Origin of the sequence: Acidicapsa ligni (assembly GCF_025685655.1) — a bacterium.
Lineage (GTDB): Bacteria > Acidobacteriota > Terriglobia > Terriglobales > Acidobacteriaceae > Acidicapsa > Acidicapsa ligni.
The window spans coordinates 113,863-139,112 of sequence record NZ_JAGSYG010000009.1 but is presented as its reverse complement, the minus strand read 5'-3'; the positions used below and the strand labels follow the sequence as shown (position 1 = coordinate 139,112).

The window sequence follows — 25,250 nt, the reverse complement described above, 5'->3', positions numbered from 1 at the left end:
ATTTTGCTCAACACCTCAATCCCAACTCAACCTAACTCTCAACCGCTGTCGGCTTTGCTTGCAGCCACGGAGGCTCTCTAATCCATTGAAGATCGCTCTGGAGATTACGCCCAACCTTGAGCCCCTGTTCGGGACCCGCGACGAAAACCTGAGACTGATGGAAGATTCGCTCGGCGTGCGGATTGATCTGCGCTCCGATGCAGTTCACGTACAAGGGCCGGAGGATAGCGTGGGCAGGGTTAAGCGCATCTTCTCGGATTTTGAGTCGCTGCGCCGTGCGGGCGTGCATCCTTTCAATGGCGAACTTCACGCCATGCTAAAGCTGGTGGTGGCTGATCCGGCGGTGACGTTGAAGTCGTTGATGGACTCTGCGAAGCAGCGGACAACGGGCGTCAAGGCGGGCGTTCAGCGGGCGGTTACGCCGAGGTCGATCAACCAGGCGAAGTATGTCGAGGCGATTGAACAGAACGACATGATCTTCGGCGTTGGACCGGCGGGTACGGGCAAGACTTATCTTGCTGTAGCCATGGCGGTTGCCGCGATGAATGCGAAGAAAGTCAGCCGCATCATTCTGGTGAGGCCTGCGGTTGAGGCTGGTGAGCGGCTTGGTTTTTTGCCTGGCAGTTTGCAGGAGAAGGTCGATCCGTATTTGAGGCCGTTGTATGACGCGCTTTATGACCTTTGCGAGCCGGAAAAGGTCGACAAGATGCTGGAAAAGAACATCATCGAAGTTGCTCCGCTGGCGTTTATGCGTGGGCGGACTTTGAGCGATGCTTTCATCATCATGGATGAGGCGCAGAATACGACGACTGAGCAGATGAAGATGTTCCTGACGCGCTTGGGGAACAATTCAAAGGCGGTTATTACGGGCGACATTACGCAGATCGATCTGCCGAATCCGAAGAAATCGGGATTGGTGGAGGCGATCAACCTGCTTGGAGGGGTGGAAGGGATCAAGTTCTGCCACTTCGAGGATGGGGATGTGGTGCGGCATAGCCTGGTGCAGCGGATCATTCGCGCGTACGAAGGAAAGTCGCAGCAGCGGGAGTTGCCGCTTGGGCTGGGGGATGCACAGGAGCAGAAGCCGGGTTCCAGAACGAGCATTCCGGGGCAGTCTTCGACGAAACCTCAATAACCTGAAACGCGTAAAGACGCAGTAAATTTCGGAATACCGTATCATCAAACTATCCGGGGCAGCTCAGGTAGCTGCTCCGGAGCACGATGATCCTCTTAGACCCAGACCAGCCGGAAGCGGCCGACGGCTTTCCGCAGCTTGCTCCAGCCGTTACGGTGGCGAGCACGCGGCGTACGCGGCATCCGCTTCCATCCCAAAGAACGCTCACGCGCTATCTGCGCGAGGCGCAAACCGCCGTGGGTTTGAAGGGCGAGGTCACTGTTCTGCTGACTACAGATACGGGCATACGCAATCTGAACCGACGGTTTCGCAAGAAAAACAAGGCTACGGATGTGCTTTCGTTTCCAGTCGATGACCCGCGATTTGGGTCGGCTGGAGATCTGGCCATTTCTGTAGAGACGGCGTCGCGGCAGGCTGCGCAGCAGGGGCACAAGCTGGCAGTAGAGCTGCGGGTGCTGATGTTGCATGGGATGTTGCATCTGGCTGGATACGATCACGAGGTCGATGAGGGGCAGATGGCTAAGAAAGAACGCAGGCTGCGGGCAAAGTTGAAGCTTCCGTTGGGATTGATTGAGCGGGTCGAAGGCAGCTCTCAATTCGGGAGCACGCGATGAGTATCGGTTCGTTATGCATTCTCATTTTGCTGGCTGGTATTTTGACGATTGCAGCGTATGTGACGCGAGTTCATTACGAATTTGGAAAGATCCTTTCGCGTGAGGTTCAGGACAATCTGGATGCATGGGAAGAGCATATTGAGAGCCGATTGTGGATCTCACGGGAACGGGGAGCGCTGGCTGCTTCCGTGCTCATGCATCTCTCGATGGGAATGCTGGCGCTTGAGCTTGGGAGAGTTTTGTTCGATCGTGCGGCAAATGCAGGCAGGCCGTCGACGGAGGAGATTTTTCAAGCTGTTCTGATCATTATTTTGATCGTGGTTTTCTGCACGCAGGTTGTGCCGTTTTTGCTTTTTCAGCGTACGAAGGGGCTTTGGGTTGTGCGGCTCTTGTGGGCAGTGCGGCTGCTGTTGCTGGTTGTTTTTCCTGTTACGCTGCTGATCAGTTTTCTGCTGTCGATAGCTACGCTCGCAGAGGAGCCGGTTACGGCGGAGGAAGAGACGGCAGGCGATGTAGAAGCGCTGCTGGAAGCAGGCGAAGAAGAGGGAATTCTGGAAGAGAGCGACCGCGAGTTGGTGCGCTCGGCGGTGGAGTTTGGCGACTTGCTGGTGCGGGATATCATGACGCCGCGGCCGCAGATTTTCGCAGTGCCTGAGTCGATTACGCTGGTGGAGTTCCTGGAAGAACTGCGGGAGCACAATTATTCGCGTGTACCTGTTTATGCCGGGACGCTGGATGCCGTTACCGGTATCGCTTTTGCGCATGATCTGTTGCAGATTACGGATGAGGAAGCGCGGGTTCGCACGGTGGCGACGATTCGACGTCCGGTGGCGCTGGTGCCTGAAACGAAGAAGGGCTATGAACTGCTACGCGATATGCAGCGCGAGAAGCAGCATATGCGCATCGTGATTGACGAGTACGGCGAAGTGGCTGGGTTGGTCACGATTGAAGATTTGCTGGAACAGATTGTGGGTAATATTGGCGATGAGCACGAGGATGAAGAGGATGCGCGGGTGGATGATCCGCAGCGCATCTCTGAAGGCGTGTGGGAAGTGCCGGGAGGGTTTCCGGTAGATCGACTGGACGAGCTGGCCGGGCCGGATTGGCATCCTGAAGAAGAGGATTATGAGGCGCAGACGGTTGGCGGGTTGGTCAGCGAGGCTGAGGGGCGAATTCCTCACGCAGGTGAGGTCGTAGAGATTGGCTCGGTGCGCATTGAGGTTGTGGCTTCTTCAGATCGCCGTGTGGAGAAGGTGCGCATTTTTGTTACGCCCGATGAGTTTGCAGCTCAAGCAGAGGATGAGAATGATGAGCGGAGTATTCGCTCACGAACTGGCAATAGAAGTAACGGCAACGGCAGTAACGGAACAGAAGTGGAGTAAGAATTGCGTTCAGGATTTGTTTCAATTTTAGGCCGGCCGAATGCCGGTAAAAGCACGCTGTTGAATGCACTGGTTGGCGAAAAAGTGGCGATCGTCACGAGCAAGCCGCAGACTACGCGCAATCGGATTACGGGTGTGCTTGAGGTGGCGGCGAGCAGCAGCAAGGGCGTGAAGCGTCCGGCTGCGCAGATTGTTTTTGTGGATACACCAGGTGTTCATAAGCCGGGCACGCAGCTTGACCGCCGCATGATGCAGGAGGTCTACGATGCGCTTGAGACGCGCGACGTGGTGATGCTCCTGGTAGACGCCAGCCGCGAGTTGCAGCTTGAGAGCGAAGTTGAGGGCAAAATTAGGGCCGAGGAAGTTTTGCCACTTCAACCCAATGGTGAAGGCGATCCCAGTGAAGCGGTTGCTGAAGTCGACGCGGCCAAGAAGACGGAGCATCGGCCTAACTGGCGTAGTGAAGACGAGTTCATCTTTGGGCTGGTACGCAAGCTGGATTGCCCTGTTTTTCTGGTGATTAACAAGATTGACCTTATCCAGCGCGAGCAGCTTTTGCCTTTGATCGATCGGCTGATGAAGCAGTATTCCTTTGCGGAGGTTTTTCCGATCAGTGCTCGCAAGCGCGATGGGCTGGATCGTCTGGTTGAAAAGCTGGTCGAGACTTTGCCGCAAGGTGAGAGGTATTTTCCGCCGGAGCAGTTTACGGATCAGCCGGAGCGTTTTCTGGTGGCGGAGCTGATACGCGAGCGCATCCTGATGGAGACGGGCGAAGAAGTTCCTTATGCTGCGGCGGTGGTGATTGAGAAGTTTGAGGAGCCGCCACCACAGCCGCTCAAGGCGAAGAAGCCTCGTCCGATCAAGGGTGGTGGTGTAGCAGAGGTAAAGCTGCCGGTGACGAGTATTTCAGCGGTGATCTACTGCGAGCGCGATGGGCAGAAGGCGATTCTGATTGGCAAGGGTGGAGTGAAGCTCAAGGCTATCGGGACGAGCGCGCGCAAGGAGATTGAGTCGTTGCTGGGGACGCGGGTTTACCTGGAGTTGCATGTGATTGTCGAGCCGGGCTGGCGTGAGTCGCGCGGATTTATCGACACGCTCGATTGGCGGAAGCAGTTGGAAGATATGGCGACCCGGCAAGCTGTCGATCAGGCTGTTGATGAGGCCGCTGATCAGGATGTCGAACCATCCGAAGAGTAAGGCGTCTCGGGACGCCTCTCTTGTTCGAGTTTCTCAGCTAAGAGCTTCACACTCTTTCGGCAAGTGCCTTCTATCACTCGGAACGTAATGCTGCGACTGGATCCAGGTTGGACGCTTTGAGCGCGGGCAGCCAACTGGCCAGGACGGCGATGAACGCTAGCAGCACGATGGCGAAGGCCAGGGTTGCAAGGTCGTAGGCCTTAAGGCCAAAGAGCATGGCTGTGGCAGCGCGGCCGGCGAGAAGCGCCAGTCCCGTTCCGAGGACGATTCCGACCAGCAGCATGGCTGCTGTGTCCCGCATAATTAGGGCGATGACCTGCCCTCGTTTGGCGCCGAGCGCAATGCGGATGCCAATCTCGTTACGACGCCGCGTAATGAAGTACGACAGCACACCATAGAGACCGACGGCTACAAGCAGGGCGGCGAGCACGCCAAAGAATCCGGAGAGCATGGCCATCATGCGGTCTCCGACGAGGCCGTCACGAATCTCCTGTTGAAAGTCGAAAAACTGCAAACTCATGTTTGGATATTTGGCCTCGATGTTATGTCTCAGGGCAACGATTGCATCCGGTCCGATGCTGGTAGCAATCATCGCTGAAACTCTCGGATCCTGTGCATCCAATGGAAGCTGAGCAGCCGGAACGTAGGCAATGGGCTGCGAGTCTTCGCGCATCTCGCTGTACCGGGTGTCGGGAATGGTGCCGATGATTTGATACGTTCGCTCGGGGTAATGCGGCTCAGGCATGACATGCACAAGCTGGCCAAGGGGTTGGGTTGTGGAGAGATATTTTCGAAGAAAGGCCTGATTGACGATCAGGACAAACTGAGAAGAGTTGGTGTCCGCATCCGTGAAGGCTCGCCCGGTGAGAAGCGGAATGCCCATAGTGGAGAAATAGTGCGGATCGGCATACGTGAATCTGCTTCCACCCTCGATTGCGCCAACATGGACTTCATGACCCCAGGTGGTTCCGCTCATCGGGATGTTGGTGGTAGCAGCCGCGTCCTGAATGCCAGGGATGCTGCGAACATCGTTCATTAACTGCCGTTTGAACTCTGCCTGATTCTCCGGCTTGATATTCAATGCTGGAAAACCGAAATAGGCGATCGTGATTCCGTTTTCACGCATGCCAAGGTTGAGGGTCATCAGATTTCGATAGCTGCGGACAAACAGGAGAGCGCCAACCAGCAGCACCATGGAGACCGCGATCTGCATGATGACCATGAGGCGCTGGATCGAGAAGCGTTCGCGGCTGCCAATGACTCCGCGCTCACCCGATTTGAGTGAGGCGATAGGATCCGCGTTCGCGCCACGCATGGCTGGAACAGTGCCGAATATTACGCAGGTGAGAGCAGCCACAACTGCAGCGAAGAGCAGTACCCGCCAGTCCGTGCTGATCGCCAGATGGATCGAGTATTGACTGGTACCGAGCGATGCAACGAGTAGACGGCTAAGAGGCTGTGCAAGCGCAATACCGAGCGATGCGCCGCTGATTGCGAGCAGACTGCTCTCAATCAGCAACTGCCTCAACATGCGCCGTCGCGAGGCACCAAGGGCCATACGAATAGCCATCTCCCGCTGACGCGCTGTGGCGCGAGCGAGCATCAGGTTGGCCAGGTTGGCGCAGGCAATGAGAAGCACAAGTCCCGTGATGGCGAGGAGTAACTGCAGCGAGGAGTCATAAGCATCGCGTAGTCTGCTCACGCCCGCACCTGCTGGGTAGGCAGCGAGCCGGAAGGATTTAAAAGTCTTGATCGTCTCCGGGCTGTAGTTCGTGGGAGCAGAGCTCTCGAAGACGCCAGGACTGAGGGAGTTGAAATATCCTGAAGCTCGATCCATATCCCAGCCCGGCTTGAGCCGCCCCATGACTGAAAAGTTAAACGCTTCTCGACGAGGATTCGGTGGCGTACATGTTGGATAAGCGAGGTCGAACCTGTCTCCCACGACGACGCCAAAGAAGGATGGAGGCGTTACCCCGAGCACCTGGACCGCGTGCCCTTCGACGAGGATGGTCGTGCTTGGCGTAATCGGCTGGCCGCCCATCTGAGTCTTCCAAAACGGATAACTGGCGACGACTTTCGATAGTTCACAGCCGCCTTCGTCCTGCGGCTCGATAAGCCTGCCTTGCAGAGGCAAAACGCCGAGCACGTTGAAAAACTCTCTACTGACCTCAAGCCCGTTTACGTGTTTTTCTTCGTTGGGCGGACCGACTGCCATATCCGCTTGACGCCATGCAAAAACGCCGGAAAATGGATCGTGATGGAGCCGAATCTCCTGCCACATAGGAATGGTGAAATTCGCATAAGCACTGTCTGTGATCCCGATACCCCTATTCCCGCCGACAATGCGCAGTTCCGCCAGTTCCTCCGGCTTCTGGATAGGAAGACTGCGGAGGCGTACGGCATCCAGTAGTTGAAAGACGGCGGTATTTGCGCCGATACCGAGCGCCAGCGTGAGAATCGCTACCGTGGTGAAGCCGGGACTCCTGGAGAATCCGCGCAGAGCGTAACGTACATCGCGGAACAGACTTTCCAGATTCAGAGCCGCATCCTCCGCCCCGACACGCTCTTTCAGCACGGTTGGATTGCCGAATCGAAGGCGTGCAGCACGGGCAGCCTGCTCTAGGCTCATACCTTTTGCAAGATTGGCTTCGGTACGCATCTGTACGTGGTCGCGAAGCTCATCCTCATTCTCGCGGTCAAGTTCTGAACGCTTGCCCAGGGCCAAAATACGACGGAAGATACCCATAGTTCACCTCACGCGAAGCGCAGAATTGCCTGAACACCTTTGACTACCTGCTCCCAGTTCTTCTCTCTCGCTGCGAGTTGCTTTTCGCCTGCCGCAGTCACGGTGTAGAACTTGGCTTTGCGGCTGCTCTCGGTCATAGCCCACTCCGAACGCACCCATCCACTTTGCTCCATGCGGTGCAGCGCGGGATAGAGCGAACCTTCTTCCACGTTAAGCAGCTCATCGGAGACTCGCTCGATGTGGAGGATGATGCCAAAGCCGTGCATCGAGCCGAGTTGGGAAAGGCTCTTAAGAATCAGAAGATCGAGTGCGCCTTGAAGATCGTTTTTTGCCATAGGCTGTTCCCCTAGATGTCGAGGGCAAGATCAGCGTAGGTGCGACCAACCCTAGTTGTCAAGGGGAGCGGATCTGGAATCTCTGCCATTTAACTTTTCGAGGGAAGTTGGCGACTTGGGTTGACATCCGACCCAAACGGTAGGATACTCAGGTCGTATGCCGACCCCAAAGGACGATAACGAGCGCATCACGCTGCTGCAAGGCACTCTCGATCTGCTGATTCTGAGAGTGCTGCTGCTTGGCACCTGCCACGGCCAGGGAATTGCCAAGGCTATTCAACGCCAGTCGGAAGAAGTATTTTTTGTGGATCACGGCTCGCTCTACCTGGCACTTCAGCGGCTTGAAGACAGCGGTTTGATTTGTGCGAAATGGGGAGTCTCGGAGAACAATCGCAAGGCGAGGTTTTACTTGCTGACAGAGCGTGGCCGCGCCCAGCTCATCGCAAAAACTACATGGTGGAATCGATTGACCAGGGCGATGGAGTTGATTCTCTCGCCGGTGAACGAGGAGGTCTGAATGATCTGGCGACGGCGGCGTGACCCAAAAGACTTCGCGGAAGAAATCCGTGCTCATCTTCAACTTGAAGCGGATGACCTGGAGGCCTCAGGTGTGAACACGCGAGAGGCGGAGAGATTGGCGCGGGTTGCCTTTGGAAATACCGTGGCGGCGCAGGAGCGCTTCAATCTGCGAGGCCGCGCAATGTGGCTGGAACACCTGCTCCAGGATGTGCGCTTCGGCCTCCGGATGATGATGCGGAATCGTGCCTTCACAGCGGTAACGGTGCTCACCCTGGCTATCGGTATCGGAGCCAGCACCACGGCTTTTACGTGGATCAACGCCGTACTCCTGCAACCGCTTGGTGGAGTTGCAGACCCGAACCGCCTGGTGACGGTTGAGACCGTTATGTCCAATGGAAGCTGGGTGCCAAATTCCTATCCTGACTATCAGGATTTCCGCGATCATCTCAAGCTTTTCGATGGAATTGCTGTCACGCACATAGCGGCTTTTAGCGTGGGTAAGGAAGATCACGCCGAGCGGGTATGGGGTGAGATGGTCAGCGGCAACTTTTTTAGTGTGCTGGGCGTGAGGCCCGAGATTGGACGGCTGTTTCTCCCCGCCGAATTCAGCGATACACCGGGCAAGTTTCCCATCGCTGTTATGAGCGATCGTTACTGGCGCTCCCATTACGGAGCCGACCCATCGGTTGTGGGCAGGACGATCCGCATAAACCAGCATGAGCTGACGATTGTGGGTGTCGTGGAGCCAGCCTTCCACGGATCGATTCCTGTCACCGCGTTTGATCTATGGATTCCCTATATGCAGCAGCCCGTGCTCAATGGCGTGAAGGAGTGGATGCTGCGTGACCGTCATAACCGCAACATGCTGGGCATCGCGCGGCTAAAGCCAGGTGTGACTTTTGACCAGGCACGGCAGGAGCTCAAAGTGCTGGCCGATCGCATGGCAGTGGCGAATGCCGACGTGAGCGAGGGCATGAGCGCAACCCTGCTGCCGCTGTGGAAGTCGCCGCATGGGCCGCAGGGCCTGCTGGTTGGGCCACTGCGTATCCTCATGGGCGTATGCGTACTGGTGCTGCTGATTGTGTGTGCCAACGTCGCCAATCTTCTGCTGGCACGCGCCACCGTGCGAGAGAAGGAGTTCAGCGCACGAATCGCTCTGGGTGCTGGACGTGTACGGCTTGCGCGGCAAGTGTTGACTGAGTGCCTGTTGCTCACCGGAAGCGGCGCCGTCCTGGGACTTGCTCTGACGCCGTGGCTGAGCCACGCACTCAAATACCTCATGCCGCCCGGCAACTTGCAACTGCTGGTATCGATGGACCAACGGCCGAATTTCGCCGTTCTGGCTTTCACCGCAGGAGTCTGTGTGCTGGCAGCACTAGCGGCAGGCATCGCTCCCGCATTGCAGGTAGGCCAGCTGCAACTGAACTCCCAGCTCAATGCGAATGGCCGTAATGGAGGGGCAGGCCGCAGCCGCAACCGGCTACGCTCAGCGCTGGTTGCTTCCGAAGTGGCACTGGCTCTGGTCGCACTGGTGGGCGCAGGCCTCTTTGCACGCGGCTTCCAGCAAACTCTGCGCATCGAGCCAGGCTTCGACCCGAATCATGTATTGCTAAGTCAGTTCTATCTCTCCACGAACGGTTACAGCCTTGCTCAGCGCAAGGAGTTCTGTCGCAGGCTTGCCGAGCGCATGGGAAGCACGCCTGGAGTCACCGACGTGGCCTATTCGGATGGCGTGCCGCTGGGCTTTGAACCGAGCTGGTGGGAAGAACTTCGCATTGACGGCTACGCACCGCGCCCGAACGAAAACATGAACATCTTTCGCAATGTTGTCTCGCCCGGCTATCTACCGTTGATGCATATTCCAATTCTCGAAGGGCGCAACTTCACCGACGAGGACAATGAGAACTCTACCGAACCAGTCATGATCGTGAACCAGTCCTTTGCGCGCCATTTCTTTGCGGATCGCGACCCAATCGGGCACAAAATTCACGGATGGGGAGATTGGTTTCGCGTCGTTGGTGTGGTGGCGGACAGCAAGTATCACTACCTTGGCGAGCCCGCGACTCCCTATTTCTATGTGCCGTTCCGGCAGATATATCGCGAGGATATGAACCTCGCTTTCTATATACGCAGCGCAGGCGATCCGGACGACATGCTCTCGACGCTTCGCACGCAGGCGCGTGCTATCGACCCCAATGTAACGGTGTTCGATGCTGCTCCGCTCAAGGAATTCATTGGGGCGTCGCTTTATCCGCAGAAGGTAGCAGCGAGCCTGATGACAGTGCTTGGCGTGGTGGCTCTTCTGCTGGCAACGATAGGGCTCTATAGCGTCATGGCCTACTCGGTAGTGCAGCGAACTCATGAGATCGGCGTGCGCATGGCTTTGGGAGCGCAGCCCGCGAGCGTACTGCGCATGGTGATAGGTCATGGGCTCGCGCTTACCGCGATGGGTCTCGCTGCCGGAGCAGCGCTGGCTCTGGCGTTAGCGCGTACCCTGGCAGGTGTGTCCTTTACAAATTCCGGCATGGGCACACACGCCAGCCTTATGGGCGGCAGCGCTAAGGATCCGCTCGTTTATGCGGCGGCAGCTCTTTTTCTCTGTGTGGTATCCGCAGTGGCAGCGTGGCTGCCTGCCCGTCGCGCCGCGTCCATCGATCCAATGAAGGCGCTGCGAACGGAGTAGTCCATGCAAGCTTTCATCGCAATTTTGCAGAAGGCTACAACGTTTAGACCATGACGCGGCCGCGGCCGCTGCTTTTTACCGAGTACATTCGCTTGTCTGCTGTGCCCAGGATCTCGTGGCTGGTTTTGCCATCGTTTGGATAGGTGGCTACGCCGATGCTGGAGCCGATGTTGAGTTCGAGTCCTTCTTTGATTACGAACAGGCTATTGGACAGGCTTGCGTGGACATCCTTTGCGAGTCTTGCTGCTTCGTTTTTTGAAGTGTCGGGCATCAGGACTACGAATTCGTCTCCGCCATAGCGGAAGCAGATATCGTTGATGCGGCAAAGTTCTCGCAAACGTTTCCCTACACGCCCCAGCAGGTTGCTGCCCACCAGGTGTCCGTAGTTGTCATTGATCATCTTGAAGCGATCAAGGTCGAGGAACATCAGGCTCAGGCTGCTCGATTCGCGTTTGCTGGTAGCAAGCTCCGATTCCAATGCTTCGTAGAGATGGCGCGCATTGAAGAGGCCGGTTACATCGTCAGTGATGGTGAGGAGCTGTGCGCGGGCTACTTCCTGCGCGTTTTCGATAGCGATGGCGGCGTAGTCCACCAGGATATGCAGGAAGGCTATGGTGTAGTCGGAGTTTTCGTCCAGATTGGGGTTAAAGATTTCGAGTACGCCGTGGGTTCCTTTGCGTCCGCGGATAGGCATGCCAATAGCTGAATGCACAGAAAATGTATGGCTTTGGGATACTGCGGTGAGGCGTTGATCCGAGGCGGCTTCAGGAATGATGAGGGTCTCGCCGTGCTCCGCGACCCAACCGGCAAGGCCTTCGCCGATTTTGACGCGAAGGTCGCGTAGTCCGGATAGTTTATCTCCGGCGGCGGTAACGTAGTAGAGTTCCTGGCGCTCGTGGTCTACCATCAGGAGCGCCCACAGCTCAGCGTCGATGAAGCGTTCCATGTATTCGAGCATGGTGTATGGAATAGCGTTCAGGTCGAGGCTTGAGGTGAGGGCACGCGCCAGTTCGTGAAAGACCAGTAGATCTTTCAGCGGGCCTCGATTTTCATTCTCATTTGGCATGGGCTGGATAGGCTGATCTTTCTCGTAGTCCAACTATTTTCTGAGGCAAGGATTGAGAAAGCTATCGCATTGCCAGGTTTGTCTTCAGGAATGCGAACTTGCATCCGCATTGGCAAGCTAGCCGCCTATGTGAACCATCGATCTGGATGGCTTGAGGAAACCGGGTTCCCCTATGTGATGTCGCGCTTCCTTCTTTTGAACTATACGAAGAATATATTCTTGCAGGTTTAAATCGGATGCACCGGCGCGCATTTGGCCATAAAGATCGTGATCCTCTTGCGAGAAGAGGCAAGTGCGTATCTTACCGTCGGAGGTGAGGCGGATGCGGCTGCACGCTCCGCAGAAAGCCTGCGTGACTGGAGCGATAATGCCGATTTCGCCGATGCCGTCGGTGAATCCAAAGCGCCTTGCTGTTTCGCTGGGCGCGTTGGCGGCTAATCTTTGCAGCGGGAATACGGTGTTGAGACGCGCAACGATTTCGGTGAGTGGGATGACCATTTCAGGGCTCCACAGGCGGCCCTCTTCGAGAGGCATGAACTCGATAAAGCGGACGATGACGTTCTGTTCACGAGCGAACCGGCCGAAGCCTTCTACCTGGTCATCGTTGAAGCCGCGCAGTAGAACGCAGTTGATCTTGACGGGGCCGAGGCCAGCGTTTTGTGCTGCGCGAATGCCGCGCACGACGGCGGGGAAACTTCCGGGAACGCGCGTCACCCGCTCGAATGTGGCTTGTTCGACTGCGTCCATGCTGACAGTGACGCGGCTGAGGCCGGCAGCTTTGAGGGGCGCGGCTAGTTTTTCAAGCAGGTGGCCGTTGGTGGTGATTGCAATGTCGAGCGGCTGACCAGTGGGAGTTCGCCACGTAGCCAGTTCGCGCACCATCTCGGTGAGGTCGCGTCGCAGCAGGGGTTCGCCGCCGGTGAGTCGCACTTTTTCAATGCCGAGGGAGACGAAGTTGCGGATCAGCCGCAGATATTCTTCGGTCGAGAGCTCAGCGTATTGCGCGCCCACTTCGCCGGTGCGGCAGTAGACACATTTGTAGTTGCAGCGATCAGTGATGGAGACGCGGAGGTCGGTAATGGTGCGGCCGTGGCCGTCCAGAAGCCGGCCGATCGACGAGGATGCGGAAGACGCGCTTGTTGCGTGCGGAAGATTTCCGGGGATGTTTTGGGGAACGATCTCGGGAACGGTTGCCATTGCTGTTATCAGGCTATCGCATTGGCGACAGCGCTGCTACACCCCCTGGGACTGGGCGTGACTACGGCACAGCAATCCCAGGCGTGTTTTGAATTCAGTTCGAGGACTAGTCGAGCTGGGGAACGCCACGGCGCATGAGTGTGCCGGTAAGTCCGCAGACAAAGACGATACCCAGCGCAATCGCCATGTAGAAAGCCATCGGGTGCGCCCAGCCCGGAGAGTACGTCAGATCCTGGCCAACCCACAAAAGAAGCAGGACACAGACCACGGAAAATTGTCCTGCGACTACCTGGAGCGTCAGCCCCAGGTCACGGCGCTTATCCAACGCTTCGACCTGGTCGGGGGTCAGGTTGCGTTCTTCCAGGGGCAGCAGCATATTGGCCATGGACGATATCTCTCCTAAATAGTTCGTTCGTAATTGCACTGTGATTGTAAACGGGGTGCGGGGGCTGGTTGCAACTCCTTCGGCTGAAAGTTGTCTGTTCTCCCCGCACCTGTCTCATAACCTGATCCCAAAACGGGCTGTTCGCGATCTATAAAAAGGCGAGCGTCTGTAGCGACGTGATTTCAAAGCGCTTGCGGCAGCGAATATTACCGCACATGACCTGATCGTCTTTACGCACCATGTAGGGTTGTGCTTTGGCGAATTTTGCCCGGTCACGTTCATCTGCATTGCGCGGCAACTGCGCGCGTTTGCGCCGGACGACCCAGTTGATCTTATGGTCGCTTGGTTGACCGCAGTGAGGACAGACGAGCGTATGGGTCCGTTGCTCGTTGGTTTCAGTAAAAAATTCGCGTTCTTCCATTTCCAACTCCATTCCAGCTATCGTTCCGCTCAAAAGTATTCCATACTCACATTGTCATGACGAAACGAAAAACCGAGAAGTTCTCCGTAACCAAGGCTGTAAAGGCAAACGCACGCGAACAGGTGGGCCAGCCGAAGCCAGGGCGAGTGCTCGACGATAAGCCCAAACCGGAGGGCCGCGAGAGCAAGCACAAGCCTTCTCTGGAGCAGCTTATCGAGACGGACGTATAGTTTTTGTAAATGAATTTAAAAACAGGAACGGACAATCATTCCTATAGGCGGTTTAAGGGCGGTTCCGATCAGCTATTGAAAAATTGCAGACATGCTTGAAAAATCCTCTCGGCAGAGTGGCTCGGATTGGACTATAGTTGCTCTCCGGAGTCACCCCATGAGAAAGATTGTTTTATGCAGTTGCGTGGTCCTGGCCACTCACCTGTCAGCTGCCATGCCTCAGGTTCTTAATGGACAGGCTGTTCAAGCCGCGCCAGCGAGTGCGACCACGCAGCAATTTCCCGTACTTGGCGAATGGAAGCTGAACGCGGCCAAGAGCGATTTTGGCGACGGCGCCAAGCTGAGAGACATGACCATCAAGTTCACCAGCGCTACGCCGGAACTGATCGAGTTCACCGCGACTGTGACCTACGACAGCGGTTCGCAGGGAACCTATGGCTACAAGGCTCCTGCGGACGGACAGCCGCATCAGTTGAGTGGGAGCGCGTCTACGTACGCCTACTCGGTTGAAAATGGAATCCTGATCGAGACACAGAAAGATCCCGACGGCACGATCACCAAGGGCAGCTTTACGCGGTCGGCAAAAGGGACGGATGGGGTGTGGGTTTACACCATCACCAATCCCGATGCCTCGATCACTCACCAGAAACTGTTGTTTACGAAGGTTTCGTAGCGGCAGTCACAATGCTTAGACGGTCGGCCAACTCGCTGTAGCCGCGTTCGCGGGCCAGTTCGGCTGGGGATTGACCGAAGTCGTTGCGAATGGACGGGTCCGCTCCGTGGGCGGTAAGAAGTTCGACGAGGTCGGTGCGATTTGCGCCGGCGGCGGAGAACAGCGCGGTGTAGCCGCCGGTCTGCGTGGCATTTGGATCGGCACCAGCTTCGAGTAGAAGGCGGACGGTTTCGGCATTGCGACCGAGGGCCAGGGCTGCGTGGAGTGGCTGATTTTTCTGTGCGTTCTTCGAGACGGTGGCAACGGACGCTCCGTTGGCCAGCAATACCTGGACGGTTTCCGGAGTACCGAAAGCGGCGGCCAGGTGCAGCGGTGTCCAACCATCGCCGGACAAGGCATTTGCGTGGGCGGGAGAGCGTTTGAGCCCTTCTTCCAGCAATTCAGCTTCGCCTACGGCAGAGGCTTCAAAGACGTCCAACGACCCACCGGCCTGCGCCAGTTGGAAGAGCAGGTAATCGCGAATCAGCGTTTGTCCGCTGTAGATGGCCCACATCAGGGCAGAAACTCCCTGCACATCTCGCCATGTGATGAGCGAGGGGTCTGCGACAACGGCGTCGGCTACTTCAACCGACGCCCCGCGTTGAATCCATTTCAGGTATTGCTGACTCATTCCTGCCAAACCTCGAATTGCTAAAGAGCCCGCGACAACCGTCAGGGCTGTTTAACACTATAAGGCCCGGGTTTGATTGGCTGCGGCGCCTGCGCTGGGGTTTCAGGCGCAGTGCCCGAGGTGAGTTTGGAATATATGCGGAAGATCACCGCCAGATCGAGTGATTCGGCGACAGGCTGACCAGCTTTGATTGCAGGGTTAAAGGAGGCTTTGCGGATGGCGGCTACTGCGTTTTCATCGAGTCCGAAGCCGATGGGGCGAACTACGGCGATCTCGGCCGGTTTGCCGTCTGCGCCTACGACAGTGCGATAGAGAGCACTGCCCGCGATGCCGTTGGCCTGGGCGAATTCATTCGACTCTGGCTTGATGAACGTGATGACTTTAGCTTGCTGATCGACCGCGTTTGAACGAAGCACATTCGGATCGGAAGGGCGATATTCGACGCCAGCGCTCTTGGCCTGGTAGTAGAGCTGCCAGAACTGGGGCATTTTCGAGCGCATCTGTGGATCGATCTCTGCGGCGAATATGCGACTCAGTGCATCTCGAAGCACCTGGACAGCGTGGGCTGGCGAGGTGGTGCTCGTCTGGCTGGCCGGGTCGGCGGCTTTTTCGGCCTCCGGTGTAGGCTTCTCTTCCGATGCAGTGGCTGTTTCTGCCTGGAGTTCAGGTGCGGCAGTGTCTGTTTCTGAAGAGGCGACTGGGCCTGCACCGGGTGCAGTACTGCCCGGCTGGACGGTTCCGGTTGCCGTCTTACCCTTCTTCTTTTCTTCTTTGGATTTCTTCTCTTTAATCAGTTGTTCGCGGTCGATGGTGATCTTCAGGACTTTCTTTTTCGGAGTAATCCTCACGCGATCGATAGCATTGGAGCCGTCTTCGTATGGAGTTGCTCCGAGAAAGTGGAGTGCATAGCGCGTACCCTCCAACTCGACTTTATGCTTAGTCAGGCGGATTTTTTCGATCTCTACGGCGCTGAGTGTAAAGGATCCGACAGTCGGATGCCCAAGCACGTCGCCATGTTCATTGAAGCTGAGCGAATCGCCGAGAAGGCTATTGCGCAGGAAGAGCGGTTTGCCGACCAGTTCGCGCTTGAGTTCTTCTTCGCTGAGCGCAGAAGATTCTTTGGGATTGTTGGTAGCCGGTGTTTCGGCGACTGGCTGGGCAGGTTGGGGCGCAGGCGTAGCTGCTGGTTGGGATGCCGGTGCGGCAGCGGGCTGTGGCGCAGGGGAGGGTGCTTGTCCGGCAAATGCCACTGGGACTACAAAAAGAACCCCGAGGAAGAAAACCCCGAGCAGAACGGTGGACGCCTGGAACTGAAGGCGATCTTGCCGGAGTGTTCCGGCGGCTTTATTAAGGGAGGTATGGGATGATTTCGCAAGAAATTGCATAAAGGCCTTGCGCCAAACTTTAGCAGGGTTCTAGGCGATCTCCGTGTGATTTATCGAGGAAATCTGTCAGCTCCTGTTGCCACTGTGTCGAAGCTGCCAGAGAATGCGGCGAAAAAGACCCATCATGCGCCGCAGATCGGCGTCGTTCGGCATCAGGCGGCGCAACAGAACCCGCAGGGCTTCGCCATTGGCAGAGCGCATTCCGCGGGTTGCGTAGTTGACGCTGGCCATAGTTTCTTCGATCAGGCTGGCCAGCCGGTCGAGTTGTTCGGAGTCGGGCAGATGGCGGTCGCTCTCGCCGGTCACCAGATTAACGTTGCCGGGTGTTGCTTCACCGCTGCGCGAAATCTCGTAGAGGCATACGGCTACAGCCTGGCCGAGATTCATCGAGGGCTGTGTGTCGCAGGTATCTATAACGGTGATGGCGTGGCACCAGGAAAGGTCTTCGCTGGTGAGGCCGTGTTTTTCTGAGCCGAAGAGCAGAGCGACCCGGCCGTTGCTTCGATCTGGGGAAAGTGTATGCCCCGGAAAAAGCGCCTGCCGAACCTGCGCTGCTGCGTCGGGGAGCCCGAGGATAGTTTGCTCCGGACGGCGGCGATCAAGCGAACCGGTGCCGAGAACGAAAGTGCAGTCGGCGACAGCTTCGGCTAGAGTTTCGAGGACCCGGGCTTCGCGAAGCAGGTCGGGTGCGCCTACGGCTGATTTGGCTTCGGTCCAGTTGGTGGCAAAAGGCGCGACGATAGTGAGCCTGCGGAAGCCGAAGTTAGCCATGGCCCGCGCTGCTGCGCCAATATTGAGCGGGTTACGCGGGGAGACGAGAACTACTTCCAACTGTTCGCATTGTTGTGGAGTCAGCAAGTCTTGATTTTAGGGCATTTGCGGAGCGCCTGGCTGGTCGTCACCCTCGGAAACAACAAGGCCACGATCTTCCGAAGGAAGTCCGTGGCCCATCGTTCCTTTAGAGCAGCAAGCAGTTCGCAAGCGAGGGCTACTTCCGCGCGAAGGAAGAAAGTTTGCGATTCAGTAGAATGCCGGCGATGAGGAAGTAAAGGCCGCCGAAGATGGCATATCCCCCCAAGTCTTTGATATGCAACTTGCCGCCCAGACCGCCCAGGATGAAGGCGACACCGGCAACTGCGGATTGAATTCCGCTCAGAATCATCGCCCACTGTCCTCCAAATTGTTTTTTGCGAAGGATACCGACCACGAGTTGGAGAAATCCAGCCGTCAACGCCCATCCACCGAAGATCGCCACGGCATAAGCTGGCTGCGAAAACGCGGTGAAACCAAGCCCGATCGCTGTAGCGATTCCAAGCGCGACGTTCAGGTACTGTACCGTCCTGGCGTTTGAGGCAGCGGACTTCAGATCATGAATGGTGCAGGCGACATCCCAGAGTGGGTACGCAATGAGGAGTGCCGCAGCCACGGGAGGGTTAGTGACAGCCGTGGCCAGGACGACGCCAGCCCAGAGCAATTGAACAGCAGTGCGGGTGAAGTACAGGTTGCGCAAACGCAGGGTAACGAGCAAGTCGGGCGAAATGGATTCAGACATGATATCTCCTCTATCTTCTAGTTGGTAGGTTAAAGTAGCAGGGAAATAGCTCTGGATGCTTATCCCTAAGAGTTAAATTGCGGAAATTCGTTGCAGGGCTGACGACGTAACTGTGTGAAAAACCTCAAGTGTTCCGTATACCCGTGCCGAAAGCATGGCTCCGTGGACTAGCGCCATGAATACTTGCGCCTCATTTTCAGCAGGCTGTTGAAGCTTGAGGACATGCTTTTCTACACCAGCTTCCATCGTCCGCTGTATCCAAGCACTCAGGCATTCGAAATGCAAATGAACTTCTTCCCGTACCTCTTGAGGCAGACCTGGGAGTTCAGCAGCAAGTAGGGCCGCAACGCAGAAGGGCTCCGTTTTGCCTAAAATACAGCGCTCCCAGTGCTGCACATATGCCTGCAAACGAGCCAGAGGATCTTCGATTTGTTCATCGAGAAACTCAGTCGCCGCTACAAGCCGTTCGCGATGTGCCTTTAGAACCTCCACAACCAGGTCGGCTTTGGTTGCAAAATGGTGATGAACGCTTGCCTTCCGGATTTCGACCGCCTCAGAAATGTCGGCGTAGCTGAACGCCGAGTAACCTAGGTTGGCTATCAGGGAGTGTGCGGTTTGTAGAATCCGATCTGCAGTATTCGGTTGCATGACAATAAGACTACCTACTAGTAGGTATAGATTCAATAGTTGCCGACTATTTATTTCTCGCGGCTATCACTTACGTTCAGTTTGTTTTTGTCTGGCTAGTTCTGCTTCAAAGGCCTTCTGACGTTCGGCGACGAATCCCTGGTAGCCAGAGGGGTCCACAAACGCCATTGCGTCTCCAGCCTGAAGGCGAGCGTACTTGGCAAGCATGTCGTAATAACTGCCGTGAGCCCCGAGAAAGATGTCGCAGGGTAAAGCTTTCAGGATGCGAAACTGGTGCGCAAAGTCGGCAGCCATCTTGGGATATTTGGGATTATTGACTAATTTATAGCCCGGGTTGACGTTGGGGCTGCCGACGATGACTACATTGTAGGTTTTGCCGCTGTCGTTTTTGCCGTTTTGGAGGACTTTGAGTGTCCACGTGGTGCAGCCCTTGGTGTGTCCAGCGGTTCTATGAGCCACCAGTACTACATTACCCAGACGAACTTCCTCGCCATCGTGCAGAATGCGATCGACTTTTGTGGCAGGATAGAGCATTTCTTTGTGGGCGCCGTACTGGAAATCTCCCTTGCCGCCCGATTCGATTACCGGAACGTCGGCGTCCATGACCATGTACTTTGCGCCGGTAAGTTTCTTGATAGCGGAGCTGCCAGCACAATGGTCGTAGTGGGCATGGCTGATCAGCAGGATTTTGATATCGCTGAAGCGGAAGCCAAGCTTTTCGACACTTCTCCGGATCTGCGGGCCAGAGCTGGTGAGATTGCTGTTGATGAGAATGAGCCCCTGTGGCGTAGTGACCAGATAGCTGGCCAAATCGCGGCTGCCGACATAATACAGATTGCCTGCGATCCGGTAAGGAGCCATCGGAGTGGTCCAGTCCGGATTCTGATCGGCTCTTAAGTTGTTCGTTGTGAAACAGATGAGGCAAATAAAAAGGAGAGCAAGGCAGGATTTTCGCTTGAACATGAGAGGGTGCTCCAGATTAGCTTCCGGCCAAGTATAGGAGAATTCGGCGGCTATGCCTCTCCGTCTGAGAGAATGTGCGCAGAAGTTTTTGTGGAATAGCAAAGGTAGTCAATGATCGCAGTGGAATGGAACGACTCGATTCAACAGGCACATGCTCTCTGTCGCGTGGCGCATGAGTGCCATGCACGAAGCTGGGTTCCGGCGACGGCGGGAAATTTCAGCTTTCGCGAGCATGGACGGATATTCATTACCGCGAGTGGCATGGACAAGGGCGCAATCACTCCTTCGGATTTTCTGGAGGTGGATGCCGAGTGCAATGTGCTGGCTGGTGCGGGCAAGCCTTCAGCGGAAACACTGTTGCATGGTGTGATTTATCGCGAACGGCCCGAGGCTGGAGTCATTCTGCACGTTCATACTGTCTGGAATACGCTGCTCTCGGATCGGTTTGCGGCGGCCGGGACTGTTTCTCTGGAAGGTTACGAGCTGCTCAAGGCGCTTTCCGGCGTCAGGACGCATGAGCATCGTGAGCTTGTACCGGTTCTGGAGAATTCGCAGGAGTATGTCGGGCTGGCTGCAGAACTGGAGGCCGTGCTGTTGCGGCATCCCGGAACGCATGGGGTTTTGTTGCGGCGGCATGGACTGTATACCTGGGGAGAATCGGTCGCAGAGGCTCGGCGTCATCTCGATGCGCTCGAATTTCTCTTTGAAGTTGAGGCTCGACGGCTGATGAGTCCTTCTTTGTGAGCTGCTTTTCTGTATCGTGCAGATGAATCTGTTGTAGTTTTGAGGGCATCTGCTGCTTGTGGAGGATTTTTCCTATGGCTATTGTTTTTATTCCCGCTGAAGACAAGTCGATTCACGATGAACGGGGCATTCGCGCTGAACTGGCAACGGTGGGCGTGGATTACGAGCGCTGGGATCTTTCCCGCGTCTCGGCAGATGCCTCGGCAGAAGAGGTCCTGGCAGCTTATGCGGTTGAGATCGATGACATGAAGCGGTCTGGCGGCTATCGGACGGCGGACGTGATCGATGTGAATCCTGAAACTCCGGGGCTGGATGCGATGCTGAGCAAGTTCGACCGCGAGCATACGCACTCTGAGGATGAGGTTCGGTTCATTCTAGCCGGGAGCGGAGTCTTTTTCCTGAACGCGAAAGATGGTCGAGTGCTATCGGTCGAGGTCAGGCCAGGGGATATGATCCGCGTGCCGAGTGGGACGGCGCACTGGTTTACCTTGTGCAACGACCGGCGCATTCGGGCGATCCGTTGGTTTCAGGACACGAAAGGCTGGACTCCGGAGTATACGGAGAGTGGTGTCGATGCCGGGTATCAGCCCATCTGCTTCGGTCCGGAGTACCTTGGGGCTCGCGCAAACACGACCATCAGCGCATAAAGAGCCATCAACGCTTAAAAGGACGAGTGAATGGGCTTTCCGCCTCCTAAGGTCTATCTATTAGATGTTGAGGGAACGACGTCGCCCATTTCCCTGGTGTATGAGCAGCTTTTTCCCTATGCGCGGAAGCATATAGAGTCATTTCTTCGCTCCCATATAGATGAGCCGGGGTTGCGGGCAGATCTGGCGGCGTTCGGAGAAGCCGATGCCGACCCCGAACAGAGGATTGCAACTGCCATGCATCATCTACTGGATCTGATGGATCGCGACGTCAAAGACCCTCTATTGAAGAAAATTCAAGGCCAGGTATGGAACTCCGGCTTTTTGTCCGGCGAATTGATCGGGACGGTGTTTCCAGACGTAGCGCCTGCTTTCGCGCGCTGGAGCAAGAAGGCCAGGGTCGCTATCTACTCTTCCGGAAGCGTTGAAGCTCAGCAACTGTTGTTTGGGCATTCGAGCGCAGGAGATCTCAGGCCGTATATCTCCGCCTACTTTGATACGCGCAGCGGGCCCAAGACTTCGCCCGAGAGTTATCGGGTGATTGCGAATTGCCTGGGAGTGGAAACAGGAGAGATTCTTTTCGTTTCCGATGTAGTTCGAGAGCTGGGTCCGGCGCGTGAAGCCGGTTGCCAAGCAGCTCTGAGCCTCCGGGAAGGGAATCAGCCGGTTTCGGACAGGAATGGTCATATCGCGGCCGCATCGTTTGAGGAACTTTTGTAAAGACACTTCGGTGGGATGCTGGTGTTTCCCACTGCCCTGGGGTAGCCTCCAATTGTGATCATCGATAACCGAGCGACGGGCATGTTGAATGAACTGCGGACGACGCCCTATTTCCGCTTCTCACTGCTGGCCATCAGTTCCATCTTCTTCCTGGTCGATCCTTTTGCCGCAATTCCGTCGTTTCTGGCTATTACAAATGGCGCAGACCAGGCACGCCGCACGCGGATGGCTCGCAAGGGAGCGATCACCTGCTTCATCGTGCTGGCGACTTTTGCCCTGGTCGGGAAATACATCTTCACTATGTTTGGGATTACGCTGCCGGCGTTTGAAATTGCGGGCGGCCTGATTCTGTTGCTGATTGGCCTGGATATGCTGGAGGCCAAGCGTTCTCCCACGCAGGAAGCAAGTGGCGATACGGAAGAGGCTGCCAGCAAAGAGGACGCAGGCGTCGTCCCGCTGGGAATTCCGATGCTGGCGGGACCCGGTGCGATTTCAAGCGTCATGGTTCTGGCTGGCCAGGTGACAACAATCTGGCAAATGGGCGCAATCCTGGGATGTATCGCATTTACCGCCCTTGTCAGCTATTGGGTACTCGCAGGGGCCAGCCGGGTGCGTAAGTTTATGGGGGAGACAGGTATTCGCATCCTCGTGCGCATCATGGGCATGCTATTGATGGCCCTGGCTATGCAATTCTTCGTAAATGGGCTCACAGATCTGGGTGTTATCGCTCATCAGACGCCATAAATGCCTATATGAAAATTAGATGCAACTAGGGAAACCCCTATCAACATTGAACGTTCCTCGTATTTCCACATTAAAGGCCAGGTTTTCAACAGAAAAAGCCTTGCGTTCCCTGGGGTTGGTTGATATTCTCAGAAAGTTGCAACCGGGTGCCAAGCAAGACAGGGCGAACGGAAGTAGTCAGTAAGACAATTAAGAATCAAGGCAACGCAAGCGGTTTACAGAGTGTTTCAGAAAGTTTGGACACGGGCTTGCAAATGAGATCAAGTAGTGATAATCTCAGAAAGTTGCTTATGAGCAGTGGAGCTTTTCAAGTGGCTTAAATGCCCGCCCGAAAGGGATTTGAAAAGCCGGTTCGTTGGGTCAGGTGATGTAAATTCCCTGAGCCCCTGTAGGGAATCCTCCAGAGAACATTACCATTGCAAGACCCGAGGAGAAATCCTCGCGAGCCAATATTGGCTCGGGCGAAATGCTGGTTGATCTTTCAAATTTTTGCGCAGTAGCGATTTCACGGAAGCCGATCCATCGGTCCCCTCTGTTTTCTCTCGGGCGTATAGTTTTTCGAGTTTCAACCGCGATCAATGACGATGTGCGGCTCGAGCATAAAGCTAAACGCAAACGAGTGAAAACAAAGCGGTTGACAGAACGATGAACAAACGGTAAACTGGGAAAGGCGCTAACGAGGACGAAACGATGACGCGAAAGCGAATCGGGACTGAATCGGCGCACAAGTTCGAGGACACTTAAGACTAGTTCTTAAGCCTCGATCCAAACGGCACCGCTTAGGCGGAGGGTCGCAAGGATCTTTGACAATAGGTTGAACGTGCCAGTCGTGAAATGACAAGCAGCTTTGGCTTGATCATTCTCACAACATAAGTCATCATGCATTCATGCATGGTGCTGCCAGATCCAGGTCGACCTCCGTCGCCTAGGACTGGTGAACAGCTTCAAACGAGAGTTTGATCCTGGCTCAGAATCAACGCTGGCGGCGTGCCTAACACATGCAAGTCGAACGAGAAAGGGGCTTCGGTCCTGAGTACAGTGGCGCACGGGTGAGTAACACGTGACTAACCTACCCTGGAGTGGGGAATAACAAAGGGAAACCTTTGCTAATACCGCATAATACCTACGGGTCAAAGGAGCAATTCGCTTCGGGAGGGGGTCGCGGCCGATTAGTTAGTTGGCGGGGTAATGGCCCACCAAGACAGTGATCGGTATCCGGCCTGAGAGGGCGCACGGACACACTGGAACTGAAACACGGTCCAGACTCCTACGGGAGGCAGCAGTGGGGAATTTTGCGCAATGGGGGAAACCCTGACGCAGCAACGCCGCGTGGAGGATGAAATCCCTTGGGATGTAAACTCCTTTCGATCGGGACGATTATGACGGTACCGGAAGAAGAAGCCCCGGCTAACTTCGTGCCAGCAGCCGCGGTAATACGAGGGGGGCAAGCGTTGTTCGGAATTATTGGGCGTAAAGGGAGCGTAGGCGGTTTGGTAAGTCTTGTGTGAAATCTTCGGGCTCAACCCGAAGTCTGCACTAGAAACTGCCGGGCTTGAGTATGGGAGAGGTGAGTGGAATTCCTGGTGTAGCGGTGAAATGCGTAGATATCAGGAGGAACACCTGTGGCGAAAGCGGCTCACTGGACCATAACTGACGCTGAGGCTCGAAAGCTAGGGGAGCAAACAGGATTAGATACCCTGGTAGTCCTAGCCCTAAACGATGACTGCTTGGTGTGGCGGGTACCCAATCCCGCCGTGCCGTAGCTAACGCGTTAAGCAGTCCGCCTGGGGAGTACGGTCGCAAGGCTGAAACTCAAAGGAATTGACGGGGGCCCGCACAAGCGGTGGAGCATGTGGTTTAATTCGACGCAACGCGAAGAACCTTACCTGGGCTCGAAATGTACAGGAATCCAGTGGAAACATTGGCGTCTCGCAAGAGACCTGTATATAGGTGCTGCATGGCTGTCGTCAGCTCGTGTCGTGAGATGTTGGGTTAAGTCCCGCAACGAGCGCAACCCTTACCTCCAGTTGCCATCATTAAGTTGGGCACTCTGGCGGAACCGCCTCGGATAACGGGGAGGAAGGTGGGGATGACGTCAAGTCCTCATGGCCTTTATGTCCAGGGCTACACACGTGCTACAATGGTCGGTACAAACCGTTGCAAACCCGCGAGGGGGAGCTAATCGGAAAAAGCCGGCCTCAGTTCGGATCGCAGTCTGCAACTCGACTGCGTGAAGCTGGAATCGCTAGTAATCGCGGATCAGAATGCCGCGGTGAATACGTTCCCGGGCCTTGTACACACCGCCCGTCACATCACGAAAGTGGGTTGCACTAGAAGCCGGTGGGCTAACCGCAAGGAGGCAGCCGTCCAAGGTGTAATTCATGATTGGGGTGAAGTCGTAACAAGGTAGCCGTAGGAGAACCTGCGGCTGGATCACCTCCTTTCTAAGAGAGAACGCTGTGGCATTTAGCATCCCTTCCGCGATAGCGGAACGTCGAGAGACGTAGGATGCGGTGGCCACACAACCTCGCAAGCGTAAGTTTGCGAGAGCCTGATACAAGCCTTCTCTGACTGCAAGTTATTCACGATGATCA

Annotated in this window: 24 protein-coding genes and 1 rRNA gene; 13 read left to right on the top strand and 12 right to left on the bottom strand. The window is 55.9% G+C overall.

Annotated elements, in window-relative coordinates; all coding sequences use genetic code 11:
• Positions 1-85 precede the first annotated feature (85 nt).
• From OHL19_RS22205 to OHL19_RS22190, 4 genes are all read left to right on the top strand, one after another.
• Positions 86-1,135: a PhoH family protein gene (locus OHL19_RS22205; RefSeq protein WP_263360034.1), complete on the top strand. Its 1,050-nt coding sequence runs from the start codon at positions 86-88 to the stop codon at positions 1,133-1,135.
• An 86-nt stretch (positions 1,136-1,221) separates the two neighbouring features.
• Positions 1,222-1,749: an rRNA maturation RNase YbeY gene (gene ybeY / locus OHL19_RS22200; protein ID WP_263360033.1), complete on the top strand. Its 528-nt coding sequence runs from the start codon at positions 1,222-1,224 to the stop codon at positions 1,747-1,749.
• Entirely contained in the window at positions 1,746-3,131 is a 1,386-nt protein-coding gene (locus OHL19_RS22195) for a hemolysin family protein (RefSeq protein WP_263360032.1), read from the top strand. The genes ybeY and OHL19_RS22195 overlap by 4 nt, the downstream gene beginning before the upstream one ends.
• Before the next feature lie 3 nt (positions 3,132-3,134).
• A complete protein-coding gene (locus OHL19_RS22190) occupies positions 3,135-4,328 on the top strand; it encodes a GTPase Era (protein WP_263360031.1) in 1,194 nt (397 codons plus the stop codon).
• A 73-nt stretch (positions 4,329-4,401) separates the two neighbouring features.
• On the opposite strand, the gene OHL19_RS22185 is transcribed toward OHL19_RS22190, so the two are convergent.
• Together OHL19_RS22185 and OHL19_RS22180 are read right to left on the bottom strand one after the other, a co-directional pair.
• On the bottom strand, positions 4,402-7,074 hold the full coding sequence (locus OHL19_RS22185; RefSeq protein WP_263360030.1) for an ABC transporter permease: 2,673 nt from the start codon (positions 7,072-7,074) through the stop codon (positions 4,402-4,404).
• Positions 7,075-7,082: 8 nt separating this feature from the next.
• Positions 7,083-7,409 (bottom strand): PadR family transcriptional regulator, encoded by a 327-nt coding sequence (locus OHL19_RS22180; RefSeq protein ID WP_263360029.1) that lies wholly within the window; start codon positions 7,407-7,409, stop codon positions 7,083-7,085.
• A 157-nt stretch (positions 7,410-7,566) separates the two neighbouring features.
• On the opposite strand from OHL19_RS22180, the gene OHL19_RS22175 reads away from it, so the two are divergent.
• A complete protein-coding gene (locus OHL19_RS22175; RefSeq protein WP_263360028.1) occupies positions 7,567-7,926 on the top strand; it encodes a PadR family transcriptional regulator in 360 nt (119 codons plus the stop codon).
• Positions 7,927-10,611: an ABC transporter permease gene (locus OHL19_RS22170; protein WP_263360027.1), complete on the top strand. Its 2,685-nt coding sequence runs from the start codon at positions 7,927-7,929 to the stop codon at positions 10,609-10,611.
• A 43-nt stretch (positions 10,612-10,654) separates the two neighbouring features.
• Here OHL19_RS22170 and OHL19_RS22165 read toward each other — a convergent pair whose 3' ends face one another.
• The 4 genes from OHL19_RS22165 to OHL19_RS22150 form a co-directional block, all read right to left on the bottom strand.
• Positions 10,655-11,710 carry a GGDEF domain-containing protein gene (locus OHL19_RS22165; protein WP_263360026.1) on the bottom strand — a complete coding sequence of 352 codons (1,056 nt, stop codon included), beginning with the start codon at positions 11,708-11,710 and terminating at the stop codon, positions 10,655-10,657.
• 84 nt (positions 11,711-11,794) lie between these two features.
• Positions 11,795-12,874: a GTP 3',8-cyclase MoaA gene (gene moaA, locus OHL19_RS22160; protein WP_263360025.1), complete on the bottom strand. Its 1,080-nt coding sequence runs from the start codon at positions 12,872-12,874 to the stop codon at positions 11,795-11,797.
• Positions 12,875-12,980: 106 nt separating this feature from the next.
• On the bottom strand, positions 12,981-13,259 hold the full coding sequence (locus OHL19_RS22155) for a hypothetical protein (RefSeq protein ID WP_263360024.1): 279 nt from the start codon (positions 13,257-13,259) through the stop codon (positions 12,981-12,983).
• A gap of 148 nt (positions 13,260-13,407) precedes the next feature.
• Positions 13,408-13,680: a hypothetical protein gene (locus OHL19_RS22150; protein WP_263360023.1), complete on the bottom strand. Its 273-nt coding sequence runs from the start codon at positions 13,678-13,680 to the stop codon at positions 13,408-13,410.
• A 56-nt stretch (positions 13,681-13,736) separates the two neighbouring features.
• Between OHL19_RS22150 and OHL19_RS22145 the strand changes: the two genes are divergently transcribed.
• Both OHL19_RS22145 and OHL19_RS22140 read left to right on the top strand, forming a co-directional pair.
• Positions 13,737-13,910 (top strand): hypothetical protein, encoded by a 174-nt coding sequence (locus OHL19_RS22145; RefSeq protein WP_263360022.1) that lies wholly within the window; start codon positions 13,737-13,739, stop codon positions 13,908-13,910.
• A gap of 157 nt (positions 13,911-14,067) precedes the next feature.
• Complete coding sequence (locus OHL19_RS22140; RefSeq protein WP_263360021.1) at positions 14,068-14,583, top strand: hypothetical protein; 516 nt, start codon at positions 14,068-14,070, stop codon at positions 14,581-14,583.
• Here the strand turns inward: OHL19_RS22140 and OHL19_RS22135 are convergent.
• From OHL19_RS22135 to bla, 6 genes are all read right to left on the bottom strand, one after another.
• Complete coding sequence (locus tag OHL19_RS22135; protein WP_263360020.1) at positions 14,567-15,253, bottom strand: ankyrin repeat domain-containing protein; 687 nt, start codon at positions 15,251-15,253, stop codon at positions 14,567-14,569. The two genes, OHL19_RS22140 and OHL19_RS22135, sit on opposite strands and share 17 nt — an antisense overlap.
• A gap of 41 nt (positions 15,254-15,294) precedes the next feature.
• Positions 15,295-16,638 (bottom strand): energy transducer TonB, encoded by a 1,344-nt coding sequence (locus OHL19_RS22130; RefSeq protein ID WP_263360019.1) that lies wholly within the window; start codon positions 16,636-16,638, stop codon positions 15,295-15,297.
• 66 nt (positions 16,639-16,704) lie between these two features.
• Entirely contained in the window at positions 16,705-17,469 is a 765-nt protein-coding gene (locus tag OHL19_RS22125) for an RNA methyltransferase (RefSeq protein WP_263360018.1), read from the bottom strand.
• A gap of 157 nt (positions 17,470-17,626) precedes the next feature.
• Positions 17,627-18,190 carry a hypothetical protein gene (locus OHL19_RS22120; protein WP_263360017.1) on the bottom strand — a complete coding sequence of 188 codons (564 nt, stop codon included), beginning with the start codon at positions 18,188-18,190 and terminating at the stop codon, positions 17,627-17,629.
• 72 nt (positions 18,191-18,262) lie between these two features.
• Positions 18,263-18,838, bottom strand: coding sequence for a TetR/AcrR family transcriptional regulator (locus tag OHL19_RS22115; RefSeq protein WP_263360016.1), 576 nt, complete (start codon positions 18,836-18,838; stop codon positions 18,263-18,265).
• 66 nt (positions 18,839-18,904) lie between these two features.
• Positions 18,905-19,801: a subclass B3 metallo-beta-lactamase gene (bla, locus tag OHL19_RS22110; protein ID WP_263360015.1), complete on the bottom strand. Its 897-nt coding sequence runs from the start codon at positions 19,799-19,801 to the stop codon at positions 18,905-18,907.
• A gap of 111 nt (positions 19,802-19,912) precedes the next feature.
• On the opposite strand from bla, the gene mtnB reads away from it, so the two are divergent.
• The 5 genes from mtnB (at position 19,913) to OHL19_RS22085 (ending at position 25,100) form a co-directional block, all read left to right on the top strand.
• Complete coding sequence (gene mtnB, locus OHL19_RS22105; RefSeq protein WP_263360014.1) at positions 19,913-20,545, top strand: methylthioribulose 1-phosphate dehydratase; 633 nt, start codon at positions 19,913-19,915, stop codon at positions 20,543-20,545.
• Positions 20,546-20,619: 74 nt separating this feature from the next.
• A complete protein-coding gene (locus tag OHL19_RS22100; protein ID WP_263360013.1) occupies positions 20,620-21,192 on the top strand; it encodes a 1,2-dihydroxy-3-keto-5-methylthiopentene dioxygenase in 573 nt (190 codons plus the stop codon).
• 30 nt (positions 21,193-21,222) lie between these two features.
• Positions 21,223-21,912 carry an acireductone synthase gene (gene mtnC / locus OHL19_RS22095; RefSeq protein ID WP_263360012.1) on the top strand — a complete coding sequence of 230 codons (690 nt, stop codon included), beginning with the start codon at positions 21,223-21,225 and terminating at the stop codon, positions 21,910-21,912.
• A 54-nt stretch (positions 21,913-21,966) separates the two neighbouring features.
• Complete coding sequence (locus OHL19_RS22090) at positions 21,967-22,656, top strand: MarC family protein (protein ID WP_263360011.1); 690 nt, start codon at positions 21,967-21,969, stop codon at positions 22,654-22,656.
• Between the two features lie 944 nt (positions 22,657-23,600).
• Positions 23,601-25,100, top strand: a 16S ribosomal RNA gene (locus tag OHL19_RS22085).
• Positions 25,101-25,250 lie beyond the last annotated feature (150 nt).